Genomic DNA, 13,094 nt, shown 5'->3' on the forward strand with positions numbered 1-13,094 from the left:
GCGGATGCGGAGCTGGAGGATGACGGGCTACACGCCGACGTAGTGCTCGGCGAACCAGTCCTGCTGGCTGCGCGAGGTGCGCAGCGAGGTGAGGCGGGAACGGCGCAGGGAGTTGTGGAACAGCGACTCGCCGTCCGCGCCGGACGGGCCGTGCAGCAGCCCGATCATCCAGTGCGAGAACTCCTGCGCACGCCAGATGTGCGTCAGGCACCTCGCCGAGTAGGCGTCGAGGCCCTTGGGGTCCCCGGCGGTGAGGTCGTCGATCAGCGCACGGGCCAGGACCGCCGCTTCGAGGACCGCGAGATTGGCGCCCTTCGCGGCGGACGGGCTGATCAGGCCGGCGGCGTCGCCCACGAGGAACAGCGCGCCGTGGCGCAGCGGTTCGAGCACGTCGGACTCCAGGTCGACGACGGAACGCTGCACGACGCGCCCGCGGCGCAGCGGGCCGTACTCCCTCGCCCGCATCCGCAGGTCCAGCTCGTCCCAGATCCGCTCCTCGGACCAGGCACCGGCCGGGGTGCCGCGCTCGCACTGCAGGTAGTAGCGGGTGACCTCGCTGGTGCGGGCCATGTGCCCGGCGAACCCGCGCTCGTGCACGGCGTACCCGACGGCGTCCAGGCTGGGCGGCGCCTCGGCGAGCAGACCGAGCCAGGTCACACCGTGGTCGCGGTGGTGGCGGACCGTTCCGGCCGGCAGGGAACGCCGGGCCGCGCCGTGCCGCCCGTCGCAGCCGGCCACGTACCGCGCCCGCCACAGGCCGGGCCGCCGGTCGGCCTCGCGCACGTCCACCTCGGGCCGGTCGGTGTCGGCGTCGCGCACGGCCACGGCCTCGGTGCCGAAACGGATCTGTCCGCCGCGCTCCAGGTAGCGCGTCAACAGGTCGGTCACCAGGTCTTGTTGGGGGTAGACGGTGTGCCGCTCCCCCTGTCCCAGCCCGCTGTAGTCCAGCCGGAACCGGCCGTCCTCGGTACGGAACTCGCAGGTGCTGTGGATCTGCCCGCGCCGGTCCAGCCCCTCGGCGAGACCGTGCTGTTTCAGGATCCGCACGGTGTTGGCGGCCAGGAACCCCGCACGCGCCCGCGTCTCCACATGCGTGCGCTCGGCCCGCTCCAGGACGACGCAGTCGATCCCGTGGTCCACGAGGATGTTGCCGAGCACGAGCCCGGCCGGCCCGGCCCCGAGGACGACCACACCGGTCGCGTGGCCGGCCGGTCGCCGGCTGTTCCCGTTTGTCACGGAACCAGATACTAGGTAGATCAACATCCCCGGTCGCACCGAAATCACCTGATTGCCAGGCTCGAACGGCAAAGAGATCACCACTGCCGACAGACGCCGGGCGCAGGACCCGTACGACGGACCGGGCGCTCGGACGTGAGGCCCGTCGTCTCGGTGCCGGTGACAGCACTCCTCGCGCCGAAGTGGACGATGGTGGCGAGCAGTTGCCCGGGGTCGTCACGCGCGGAGCCGCGTGCGCGTCAGAGCGGAACGATGTTGCCCGGGGCCATGCGCGGAGCGCGGCGCGGGGGGCGGCGGCCGGTCAGGAGGATGAGGCGGGCGGCGCGGTGGCGCTGGCCCGCGTAGGGCTCCAGGAGCTCCAGCATGGTGGCGTCGTCGGTGCGGTGGGCGCCGGTGAGGGCGTAGCCGACGGTGTGCGGCAGATGGAGGTCGCCGACCGTGACGGCGTCGGGGTCGCCGTTGCTGCGCTGGAGCGTCTCGGCGGCGGTCCAGGGGCCGATGCCGGGGACGGCCTGCAGGCGTGCGAAGGCCTCGGCGGGGCCGAAGCCGGTGGCCTGCTCCATGCGGGCGGCGGCGCGGGCGGCGCGCACGGCGGCCGCGGAGCGCTTGCCGTCCACGTTGGCGCGGTGCCATTCCCAGGACGGGATCATGGCCCAGCCGCGGGCGTCGGGCATGACGCGCATGCGCAGTTCCTCGCCGGGGCCGGGGGCGGGCTCGCCGAAGCGCCACAGCAGGACGCGCCAGGAGCGGTAGGCCTCGTCGGAGGTGACCTTCTGCTCCAGGATCGCGGGCACGAGCGATTCCAGCACCAGGCCGGTGCGGGTCAGGCGGAGTCCGGGGTTGCGGCGGTGGGCCTCGTGGACGACACGGTGGCGGGCGGTGAACGCGCCGGGCTCGTCGGCGTCGCCGAGCAGGTGCGGCAGACGGTCGAGCAGCCAGTCGGCGCCTGGCCCCCATCCCTGGGCCTCGACCTCGCCGCCGGCGGGGCGGGCGATGCGCAGCGTGCCGGGGCCCTCGGGGGTGCGCGAGGCGCGGTAGACCGCGCCGTCGGGGCCCACCCGGAAGGCGGGGTCGCCGGGGCCGCGGCGCAGTGGTCCGAGGGTCAGGCCCAGGTCCAGCGGGCCGCGTGGGGTCCACCGGCGGATCCGGCCCGCCGTGCGCGGGCCGGGCACGCGTGCCGTCGCGCCGCGGAGGAGTCGGGTCTGCTCGGGATGCACGCCCCGAGCCTACGCGCCGGGGCCCCGCGTCACTGGTCGGACGAGAAGCGCACTGCCCCGTCCGGGATGACCGCCCCGCACCACACCCGCGCGCCGTACCGCAGTTCGTTGTCCGCGCCGACGTGGGCGGCGTCGCCGATGACCGCGGTGTGGAGGACGGTGCGCTCGCCGATGACCGCGCCCGCGCCGATGAGGGAGTCGGTGACGATCGCGCCGGGCCGGACCACGGCGCCGGCGAGGACCGTGCTGCCCTCCACGACCGCGCCGGAGCCGATGACCGCGCCGGCGGACACGGCGGTGCCGCCGGTGAGCTTGGCGTCGTCGGCGACGCGGGCGCCCTCCAGGACGAGGCGTTCGCCGCAGCGCCCCGGCACGGCCGGGGACGGGGCGCGACCGAGGACGAGGTCGGCGGAGCCGCGCACGAAGGCCTGCGGGGTACCGAGGTCGAGCCAGTACGTGGAGTCGACCATGCCCTGCAGGTGCGCGCCGTCGGCGAGCAGGCCGGGAAAGGTCTCCCGCTCGACGGAGACCGGGCGGCCGGCCGGGATGGCGTCGATGACGGAGCGGTTGAAGACGTAGGCGCCGGCGTTGATCTGGTCGGTGACGATCTCCTCGGGGGTCTCCGGCTTCTCCAGGAAGGCGGTGACGCGGCCGTCGGCGCCGGTCGGCACCAGCCCGTAGGCGCGCGGGTCGTCGACCCGGGTGAGGTGGAGGGAGACGTCGGCGCCGCTGCGGCGATGGGTGGCGACCAGGCCCGCGATGTCGAGGCCGGTGAGGATGTCGCCGTTGAAGATCAGGACGGGGTCGCCGGGCGCGGAGTCCAGGCGGCCCGCGACGTTGCGGATGGCGCCTCCGGTGCCCAGGGGCTCGTCCTCGGTGACGTACTCCAGGCGCAGTCCGAGCTCTGATCCGTCGCCGAACCAGGGCTCGAAGACCTCGGCGAGGTAGGAGGTGGCGAGAACGATGTGCTCGACGCCCGCGGCGCGGGCCCTGGCCAGCTGGTGGGTGAGGAAGGGGACACCCGCCGCGGGGACCATCGGCTTGGGGGTGTGCACCGTCAGGGGCCGCAGCCGCGTGCCCTTGCCGCCGACCAAGAGGATCGCTTCAGTCACCTGTGTTGTCTCCGCTTCCTGGCGGGGCCGAACGTACGAGCGGCCAATCCTATGCAGGTCTCGTCGCGGCTCCCATCAGCGACCCTGGAGGGCCGCCGCCTTGCGGCGGATGTAGCCGAGATCGTCGTACAGCACCGTTCCTGGGCACTCGGTCGCGAAGCCGTCGCGGTGCCCGGAGATGGAATTGAAGCTGACCCGGACACCCTTCCTGTACTTGTTGCTCCCTCCTGACAAGAGATATGCCGTACCGGCCGGATTGTGTCCGTAGATGCCGAGTTTCCAGGCGGCGAGCCGGGCGACCGCGGCAAGCGCCTTCTCGGAGGGCTCGTCGTCGCTGAACGTGCCGAGTACGGCCACGCCCACGCTGTCGGCGTTGAAGCCGAGGGTGTGCGCGCCGAACACGGCCTTGGCGACCCCGCCGCCCCGGCCCTCGTAGATGGTTCCGCATTTGTCGACAAGGAAGTTGTAGCCGATGTCGCGCCACCCGCTGCTCTTGATGTGGTAGCGGTAGATGCTGCGGATGAGCGACGGTGCGTCAGCGCAGTCGTAGTCGTTGCCCGTGGCGCTGTGGTGGACGAAGACCGTGTCGACCTGGTCGGTGAAGAGGAAGTCCTCGGTGCGCAGGGACTCGTCGGCGCCCCAGCCGGCTCGGGTGACGATGCGAGGGCGGGCGCCGATGTAGTGGCGGCCGGTGATCTTCTCGGTCTCGGCCTGGGTGAGGGCGGGGACGACGGGCAGCTCGTCGTCGGTGCCCGTGGTGTCGGTGGGGTCGGTGACGTCGCCCTCGTCGGCATTCCCGGGTTCGTCGTCCTTGTCGCCCTTGTCGCCCTTGTCGCCCTTGTCGCCCTTGTCGCCCTTGTCACCGGGGCGAGTCGGGTCGTCGACCGGGTCGTCCACCGGATCGGAGGGGGCGGCCTCGGAAGTGGGGCCGGTCCCGGACGGCGGCGCGCCCGCGGTGGACGGCGCCGCCGAGGGCGCCCCCGGCGGATCGTCCCCCGGGTCGACCATGTCCAGCCGCAGCCCCTTGGGCAGGGCGGGCAGCGCGCCCCGCACACCGCCGGTCCGCTTGGGCACGACGCGTACCTCGACCCCGTCGGACCGGCCGACCCACAGCGGGGCGGTGGCGCCGCGCACGCCCGCCTCGGTCGCCTCCGGGGAGCCGGCGTCCGGGGCGTCCTCGGAGTGCGACTCGACGTCCCGCCAGGCCGACCACACACCGGTGCCGACGGCACGCGTGCGCACCTGAACCGTGCCCTCGAGGTCGGTGCGGGAGTCGCCCCAGGTGACGCCGAGCAGGGAGAAGGGCTTGACGGACCGCTCGGGAAGCCCTTCGGCCAGAGGCGAGCCGAGCGCGCGGCCGGAGGTCGCGAGCGGGGCCAGCATCATGGTGTGGGTGCTCCCCGACGGGGCGTCGGGAGCGGCGGCCCGGTACGGGGTGTGGATCGTCGCGGTGGCGCCGGAGGGGAGCGCGAGCGGGAGGGCGAGAGCAGCCATGCACGCGCAACCGACGGAAGTGGCAATAAAGGCACGCATGAGAAAAACACTTACATAAGCCCCAAAAACCCGCAGCCGGGATCTGACGGGCGTTCCGATCCCGGCCGGCGGCCTGCCACTCCCTCAGCAACACCCGCGCACAGGGCTCCTGACGTAGCCTGGGCCGCGTGACATCGACTGCCCGTACGCCCGCCGACCTGCTGCGTTCCGCGCTCGCGACGGACCCCGCCCGCCCCTTGGTCACCTTCTACGACGACGCCACCGGCGAGCGCGTCGAACTGTCGGTGGCCACCTTCGGCAACTGGGTGGCGAAGACCGCCAACCTCATCCAGGACGAACTCGGCGCCCAGCCGGGTGACCGGGCCGCGCTGCTGCTGCCGGCCCACTGGCAGACCGCGGTGTGGCTGCTCGCCTGCTTCTCCACCGGTGTGGTGGCGGTGCCCGGCGGGGACCCGGCCGCGGCCGACTTCACCGTCTCCGGCCCCGACACCCTGGAGGCGGCCCTGGCCTGCCCCGGCGAGCGGGTCGCGCTGGCGCTGCGCCCGCTGGGCGGGCGGTTCCCGCAGCCGCCGGCCGGGTTCACCGACTACGCGGTGGAGGTGCCGGCGCAGGGCGACCGCTTCGCCCCCTACGCGCCCGTGGACCCCGGCGCCCCGGCGCTGGAGCTGCCGGGCGGCGAGGAGCTGACCGGGGCCGAGGTGGTGGAGCGGGCGGCCGCGTCGGCGTCGTCGTTCGGCCTGACGGCGGGCTCCCGGCTGCTGTCGGGCCGGCCCTTCGGCGACTGGGATGGGCTCGCGGCCGGGCTGCTGGCGCCGCTGGCGGCGGGCGGCTCCGTGGTGCTCTGCCGCCATCTGGACCGGCTGGACGCCTCCGGCCTGGACAAACGGCGGGAGAGCGAGCGCGTCACCCACATGGCCTAAGAAGGGCCGGAACCGCCACTTTCCGGCAGGCGAACCGGCGGTAACCGCGCGAAGGTGGAAGGTCGAACGTACAAGTGAACAACTCCGCACAACCGAGTGCGGAATTCAACTGTCTGTACGGGTGAGAAGCAAGACACAACATCCGAAGGACGGGGCCGTACGTGACCACGCCAGCCGATTCGCCGGAGTCGAAGGACACCTCTCCCGGCGCGGTGCCACCGCCGGCCCGTCAGCGACGCCGCCGCTGGGTGCGCGTCCTGGCCGGCGTCACCGCGCTGGCACTGCTGTCCGGCGCGGGCGTCGCCTGGCACCTGTACCGGCAGCTGGACGGGAACATCCAGACGGACACCGACACCACCCGCGAGCTGCTGCGTGTCCAGTCCGAGCGGCCCAGCGCGCTGCCGCAGGCGACCTCCGCCGAGAACATCCTGCTGCTCGGCTCCGACAACCGCGGCGACGGCAACGGCAAGTACGGTCAGGACACCGGCACCCAGCGCTCGGACACCGCGATCCTGCTGCACCTGGCCGCGGACCGGAAGACCGCGACGGCGGTCAGCCTGCCGCGCGACCTGATGGTGGACATCCCCTCCTGCCGGCGGCCCGACGGCAGCATGTCCACGGCCCAGTTCGCGCAGTTCAACTGGGCGTTCGAGTTCGGCGGGGCGGCGTGCACGATCCGTACCGTCGAGAAGCTGACCGGCGTCCGGGTCGACCACCATCTCGTGGTGGACTTCAGCGGGTTCAAGAAGATGGTCGACGCGGTCGGCGGTGTCGAGGTCTGCGTCCCGCACGACGTGCACGACCAGGACGCGCACCTGGACCTGAAGGCCGGGCGCCAGGTGCTGCACGGCGAGGACGCCCTCGGCTACGTACGCGCCCGTCACGGCATCGGCGACGGCAGCGACACCCAGCGCATCGACCGGCAGCAGGAGTTCCTGGCGTCGCTGGTGAAGAAGGTCGACAGCACGGGCGTGCTGCTCAACCCCGCCAAGCTCTATCCGCTGCTGGACGCGGCGACTTCCTCCCTCACCGCCGACCCCGGACTGGACTCGCTGCGCGAGCTGTACGACCTCACCCAGACCCTGCGCCGGACGCCCGCCGGCCAGGTGCGCTTCCTGACCGTGCCGCGCCAACCCTACGTGCAGGACCCGAACCGGGACGAACTCGTACAGCCCGCCGCGGAAAAGCTCTTCAGGACGCTGCGCGAGGACGGCACCGTGGAGGTGCAGGACGACGGCGCGAGCCCCGGCCCGAGCGAGACCCCCACCCGGGGCGGAACCACATCCACCGCTTCCGCATCTCCCTCTGCGACGGCGACCGCGACGGACTCCCCCGCCTATCGCGGCACGACCGCGGACCGCGATGTCTGCGGTGGCAGTGGGGATTGAACAGTTTGTCCAGTTGTAGGGACAGGAATTTGTCAGCGGCGCGCCTAGACGTTGAACTGTGGGGTTAGTGTGGGCGATCCGGCCTGATGCAGCGGCCGAGACGGAGGACTCGATCGACCGTGGACACGCAAGGCCGTAGGCAGCACGTCGACCCGGCGGACCAGTGGGTCTTCGATCCCGAGACCGGCAGCTACCAGCTCCGGCTGGACCCGGAGGCGCCGGCGGACCGCGCCGTTCCCTCCCAGGGCGGCCGCCGGACGCAGCGCGACCCTCAGCAGAGCCGGAGCCGCCAGCAGGGGCAGGCGGGTCAGGGCACTCGGACCGGCCAGGGCCGCGAGGGCCAGACCCGGCAGGGACAGGGCGGCCAGGGACAGCCTCCCGGGCCGCGCCGCCAGGGACAGCGCGCGGGGCAGGGCGGCCGGCGGGGCGCCGGCCCGGAGACCGCCGGCGGCCGCGCGGCGACCCGCGCCGGACGGCGCAAGGCGCAGTCGCGCAAGTCGGGCCGGAAGAAGGCCCTGATCTGGACCGCCGGCACGCTCGGCCTGGTCGTCGTGGCCGCGAGCGTCGGTGTCTACGTGCTGTACCAGCAGCTCAACGGCAACATCAACACGGTGGACACCGGCATCGGTTCCAGCAGCGTCACCACCGACGGCCCGGTCAACATCCTCGTGATCGGCACCGACAGCCGGCAGGGCCTCAAGGGCAAGTACGGCGACACGGCGAACGTCGGCCACGCGGACACCACGATCCTCTTCCATGTCTCCAAGGACCGCACCAACGCGACCGCGTTGAGCATTCCGCGCGACATCATCACCGACATCCCCGACTGCCCGACGAAGCAGGCGGACGGCTCCACGAAGCTCATCCCGGGCGAGGAGGGGGTCCGCTTCAACACCAGCCTGGGGCAGTACGGACGCGACCCGGGCTGCACGATGCGCACGGTCAAGGCGCTGACCGGGATCACGCCGGACCACTTCATGATGGCCAACTTCGACGCCGTCAAGGACCTCTCCACGGCGGTGGGCGGCGTCGAGGTGTGCCTGGCCAAGGACATCGACGACCCTGACTCGCACCTCAAGCTGCCCAAGGGCACGCACAAGGTGCAGGGCGAGCAGGCGCTGGCGTTCGTCCGCACCCGGCACAGCGTCGGCTTCGGCGGCGACCTGAGCCGTATCCAGTTGCAGCAGCAGTTCCTGGGCTCGATGGTGCGGGAGATGAAGTCGGGTGACACGCTGACCAGCCCGACGAAGCTGCTGAAGCTGGCGAACACCGCGACCAAGGCGCTCACCGTGGACACCGGGATCGGCAGCGTGACGAAGCTGACCAATCTGGCCAAGGACCTGAGCCAGGTGAACACCAAGAACATCACCTTCGCCACCGTCCCGGTCATAGACAACCCCGCCGAGAAGGTGCACACCACCGTCGTCCTGGACAAGACCCGGGCGCCGCAACTGTTCTCCATGGTGCGTCAGGACATCTCGCTCACCGAGGTGAAGAAGAAGGAGAAGGACGCGGCCGCGGGCAAGCTCAAGGGCCCCAAGGCCGACGCCATCAACGTCCGGGTCGAGGTCTTCAACGGCAGCGGGATCTTCGGCGCGGCCCAGGACACCGTCAGCTGGCTGCAGAACGCACAGGGCGTCACCCGTTCCACCAACGGCGGCAACGCGCCCGCCGAGGCGAAGAAGACGACGCTGGAGTACGCCCCCAACCAGGCCGACCAGGCACGGCGACTGGCCGACATGATGGGGCTGCCCGCCTCAGCGCTCAAGGAGGGCACGAAGGACGCGGCACCGCGCGCCAACATGACCCTCACCCTCGGCAAGGACTTCACCGCCGCGGGGACGCCGATCACGGCGCCCACCAAGGCGCCCGAGGGGATCCAGAAGGTCGAGGCGGACGACAAGAGCGTCTGCGCCAAGTAGCGGGGCGGCGGGGCCGGCTCGCGGAGAACACGGCGAGAACACATCTACGGGGATTCAACGGGGTTTCAGGGGTGGGGACCAGACATGACCGACCGTGGCGTGCGCGATCTCGGATGGGACGACAGCCTGTACGAGACGCGTCCGCAGCATGAGGCGGACGCACCGCACACGGAGCCCGCGCCGGACGGAGCGGGCGACGGCGGCCGTGCGCGGCGCGCCGCGGGGAGCCCCCGGCGGCGCGGACGGCGGGCGTTGCGCTGGATCGCGATCGTCCTGGCCCTGCTGATACTCGGTACGGCGGGGGCCGGTTACGCGTACTACCAGCACTTGAGCCACAACATCCGCAAGGGCAAGCGCAGCAGCGGCGCCAGCGACGTGCACAAGGCGCCCACGAACGCGCTCAACATCCTTCTGCTGGGCTCCGACAGCCGCAACACGGACGCCAATCTGAAGCTGGGCGGCGCCAAGTACACCCGCGGGGACAAACCGCGCGCCGACGTGATCATGCTCGTGCACGTCTCCGCCGACCGCAGCAACATGTCGGTGGTGAGCATCCCGCGCGACACCCGGGTGCCGATCCCGGAGTGCACCGACCCCAAGACGGGCGAGAAGTTCCCCGCCACCACGCACGCGATCATCAACGAAAGCCTCACGCACGGCGGTCCGGGCTGCACGCTGGCCACCGTCCAGAACCTCACCAAGGTCTACATCGACCACTGGATGATGATCGACTTCGCGGGCGTGGTGAAGATGGCCGACGCGGTGGGCGGCGTCGAGGTGTGCGTGCAGCAGAACGTGTGGGACCACCCCACGCCGCAACAGCCCGGCGGCTCCGGCCTGAAGCTCCGGGCGGGCCGGCAGAAGATATCCGGGAAGACCGCGCTGCAGTGGCTGCGCACCCGGCACGCCTTCGAGAGCGACCTCGGCCGGGCCGAGGCCCAGCACATGTACATGAACTCGATGGTGCGGGAGCTGCGCTCGCAGAACGTCTTCACCGACGGCGGCCGGCTGCGGAACCTGGCGGAGGCGGCGACCAAGGCGCTGCAGGTCTCGGAGGAGATCGGCACCCCGAAGAAGCTGTACAACCTCGGCATGGAGCTCAAGAGCGTCCCGTCGAAGCGGATCACGATGCTCACCATGCCGCCGGCCACGGACCCGGAGAACGACCAGCACTACATCCCGGACGCGGTGGACGCGCCCAAGGTGTGGGCGAAGCTCGTGAACGACGTGCCGTTCGACGACAACGGCAAGAAGAAGGCGAAGAAGAAGCCCGCCGAGTCGGGACCGCCGGCGCGGCCGGCCGCCGACATCCCGGTGACCGTGGTCAACGGCACCGCCGGCGACAGCTCGGGCACCCCCGTGAACGGCCGCGCGGGCGTCGTGGCGGGCCTCCTGGCCGGCCAGGGCTTCACGGGGGCCGTGAAGGCCCCCGAGGCGCAGCCGTCGGCCACCACCACGATCGACTACCCCGCCGGCCAGGGGGCCCAGGCCCGGTCGGACGCGCTCGCCGTGGCGAAGGCGCTCAAACTGCCGGCCGGCATTGTGAAGGAATCCTCACACGTTGCCTCCGTCACACTCGTGGTCGGCGCGGACTGGCGCGAGGGGACGGCCTACGCGGGTGCCGCCGACCCCGACGAGAAGGTCCCCGACAGCGCCGACGCCCTCAACGGCTCGGACAAATCGAAGTGCATGCCCGTGTATGCGCCGTATCGGTGGTAGCCGGGAGCCCGTCCCTTTTGAGGTAAGAGGACGATCGTTTTACATGACTGATAAGAAGCGCATGGCTTGACGGTTGTCGTCGTTATGTATCGTGACCTCCAACCATCCGCGAGCATTGCTGTCGGATCCCACAGGGTTTTGACAGTCGCGTAGCTGAGACTCACCCACGATCCGCGGCGCTGCGGCGCAGCAGTTGACGTAGTGACCAGCGCGTCATGGGAGGCCTACATGCGCCACGGCAGCGCCCCCGGGGGGCTCAACGCCCCCTACGAACCTCACGAACCCGGGTGGGGCAACGCTCCGTACAGGGGCGGTGACGGGGCGCCGCACATTCCGCAGCAGCCCTCGTACGGCGGCGGTTACCAGCCGCAGGAGCAGTACGCCCCCTACGACACGGCGGCGTACCAGCCCTCGGCCCTCGACCACGAGGCGTACGAGCCGGACCCATACGCCCCCGCGGAGGAGGACGACGACGCCTACACCCGCACCGAACCGCGGACCGGCGGGCCGGGCGACGGTGGCGGCGACGACGGCACCGGGGACCCCGGCGGAGCGGGCCGGCGCGGCAACCGTCGCCGCAAAAAGGGCAAACGGCGCGCCCTGCGCTGGGTGGCGATCGTCACATCGCTCGCGATAGTCGGGTCGGCCGGCGCCGCCTGGGCCTATTACGAGCACCTGAACGCCAACATCCAGAAGGACGCTCTCAACCTCGGCGACGGCAAGACCGCCAAGAGCAAGGCCAACGCGGCCGGCCAGACCCCGATGAACATCCTGCTGCTGGGCTCCGACAGCCGGGCCTCCAAGGAGAACCAGAAGCTCGGCGGCGCCAAGGCCGACGCGACCCGCAAGCCGCTGGCCGACGTCCAGATGCTGCTGCACGTCTCGGCCGACCGCAGCAACATGACCGTGGTCAGCGTCCCGCGCGACACCCGGGTCACCATCCCCAAGTGCACCGACCCCGACGACGGCACGGTCTACCCCGAGACCGACTCGGAGACGATCAACGCCAGCCTCCAGCACGGCGGGCCCGGCTGCACCGTGGCCACCTGGGAGAACCTGACCGGCATCCACATCGACCACTTCATGATGATCGACTTCGCCGGCGTGGTCTCGATGGCCGACGCGGTCGGCGGCGTCCCGGTCTGCGTCAAGAGCAACGTCTGGGACAAGAAGTCCGGTCTGAAGCTCACCGCCGGCGACCACACCATCAAGGGCCAGCAGGCGCTGCAGTGGCTGCGCACCCGCCACGGCTTCGAGGACGGCAGCGACATCGGCCGCACCCACGCCCAGCACATGTACATGAACGCGATGGTGCGCCAGCTGAAGTCCGGCACGAAGCTCACCGACCCCGGGGCGCTGACGGGCCTCGCGGAGAGCGCCACGAAGGCGCTGACGGTCGACACCGGCCTCGGCAAGGTCACGAAGCTGTACGGCCTCGCCAACGACCTCAAGAGCGTCCCCACCAACCGGATCACCATGACCACCATGCCGTGGGGCGCCGACCCGCGGGACCCCAACGCGCACGTCGTGCCGACCCCCGCCGCGACCAAGCTCTTCACACTGCTCCGCAACGACCAGGCGGTCGACGGCAAGAAGAGCAAGAAGAAGACGCCGGCGACGGCCGCCTCGACCGCCAAGCCCGCGGCCAAGGGGGACATCCCCGTCACCGTCGAGAACGGCACCGGCACGGCCTCACAGGCCGCCGTCCCCGGACGGGCCTCGGCGATCTCCGACCGGCTCGTCGCGCTCGGCTACACCCAGGCGACCACCGACAGCACGCCCCAGTCGCAGTCCGGCAGCACGGTCACGTACCCGGCCGACGACCAGAAGGCCAACGCCCTGGCGGTCGCGAAGTCGCTGGGCCTGCCGACGAGCGCGGTGAAGAAGTCCGACGCGGCCTCCGGGATCACGCTGGTGATCGGCGCCGACTGGACGACCGGCACGAGCTACCCGAAGCAGAGCTCGTCCGACACCAAGGAAGTCCTGGACAGCGCGAACGCGCTCAACGCCTCCGACAAGTCGGCGTGCATGAAGGTCAACCCGTACTACATCTGGTAGGCCGCACCGGCCGGGCCCCGCGGGGCCC

Annotated in this window: 9 protein-coding genes; 5 read left to right on the forward strand and 4 right to left on the reverse strand. The window is 71.6% G+C overall.

What is annotated here, in order from left to right:
• Positions 1 to 27 precede the first annotated feature (27 nt).
• From ACFWVC_RS12260 to ACFWVC_RS12275, 4 genes are all read right to left on the reverse strand, one after another.
• Positions 28 to 1,191 (reverse strand): 4-hydroxybenzoate 3-monooxygenase, encoded by a 1,164-nt coding sequence (locus ACFWVC_RS12260; RefSeq protein ID WP_384283254.1) that lies wholly within the window; start codon positions 1,189 to 1,191, stop codon positions 28 to 30.
• A 284-nt stretch (positions 1,192 to 1,475) separates the two neighbouring features.
• Positions 1,476 to 2,408 carry a DNA-3-methyladenine glycosylase family protein gene (locus tag ACFWVC_RS12265; RefSeq protein ID WP_384283259.1) on the reverse strand — a complete coding sequence of 311 codons (933 nt, stop codon included), beginning with the start codon at positions 2,406 to 2,408 and terminating at the stop codon, positions 1,476 to 1,478.
• A 74-nt stretch (positions 2,409 to 2,482) separates the two neighbouring features.
• Positions 2,483 to 3,565, reverse strand: a complete 1,083-nt coding sequence (locus ACFWVC_RS12270; protein WP_384282950.1) for a sugar phosphate nucleotidyltransferase — start codon at positions 3,563 to 3,565, stop codon at positions 2,483 to 2,485.
• A gap of 75 nt (positions 3,566 to 3,640) precedes the next feature.
• Positions 3,641 to 5,059: a peptidoglycan recognition protein gene (locus ACFWVC_RS12275; RefSeq protein WP_384282954.1), complete on the reverse strand. Its 1,419-nt coding sequence runs from the start codon at positions 5,057 to 5,059 to the stop codon at positions 3,641 to 3,643.
• 167 nt (positions 5,060 to 5,226) lie between these two features.
• Here ACFWVC_RS12275 and ACFWVC_RS12280 point away from each other — a divergent pair, with 167 nt between their 5' ends.
• The 5 genes from ACFWVC_RS12280 to ACFWVC_RS12300 all read left to right on the forward strand — a co-directional run bounded on the left by ACFWVC_RS12280 (position 5,227) and on the right by ACFWVC_RS12300 (position 13,066).
• Positions 5,227 to 5,979 (forward strand): TIGR03089 family protein, encoded by a 753-nt coding sequence (locus tag ACFWVC_RS12280; RefSeq protein ID WP_384282958.1) that lies wholly within the window; start codon positions 5,227 to 5,229, stop codon positions 5,977 to 5,979.
• Positions 5,980 to 6,140: 161 nt separating this feature from the next.
• Entirely contained in the window at positions 6,141 to 7,367 is a 1,227-nt protein-coding gene (locus ACFWVC_RS12285; RefSeq protein ID WP_384282961.1) for an LCP family protein, read from the forward strand.
• A gap of 119 nt (positions 7,368 to 7,486) precedes the next feature.
• Entirely contained in the window at positions 7,487 to 9,289 is a 1,803-nt protein-coding gene (locus ACFWVC_RS12290) for an LCP family protein (RefSeq protein ID WP_384282964.1), read from the forward strand.
• An 84-nt stretch (positions 9,290 to 9,373) separates the two neighbouring features.
• Complete coding sequence (locus tag ACFWVC_RS12295; RefSeq protein WP_384282967.1) at positions 9,374 to 11,008, forward strand: LCP family protein; 1,635 nt, start codon at positions 9,374 to 9,376, stop codon at positions 11,006 to 11,008.
• Positions 11,009 to 11,236: 228 nt separating this feature from the next.
• Positions 11,237 to 13,066: an LCP family protein gene (locus ACFWVC_RS12300; protein ID WP_384283264.1), complete on the forward strand. Its 1,830-nt coding sequence runs from the start codon at positions 11,237 to 11,239 to the stop codon at positions 13,064 to 13,066.
• Positions 13,067 to 13,094 lie beyond the last annotated feature (28 nt).

It is taken from the genome of Streptomyces sp. NPDC058691 (genome assembly GCF_042714775.1).
Classification (GTDB): Bacteria; Actinomycetota; Actinomycetes; order Streptomycetales; family Streptomycetaceae; genus Actinacidiphila.

What these genes read in the sequence shown, in the direction of transcription:
- ACFWVC_RS12300 (WP_384283264.1), top strand. Translation starts at nt 11,237, where the DNA reads ATGCGCCACGGCAGCGCCCCCGGGGGGCTCAACGCCCCCTACGAACCT.
- ACFWVC_RS12275 (WP_384282954.1), bottom strand. Translation starts at nt 5,059, where the DNA reads ATGGCTGCTCTCGCCCTCCCGCTCGCGCTCCCCTCCGGCGCCACCGCG.
- ACFWVC_RS12295 (WP_384282967.1), top strand. Translation starts at nt 9,374, where the DNA reads ATGACCGACCGTGGCGTGCGCGATCTCGGATGGGACGACAGCCTGTAC.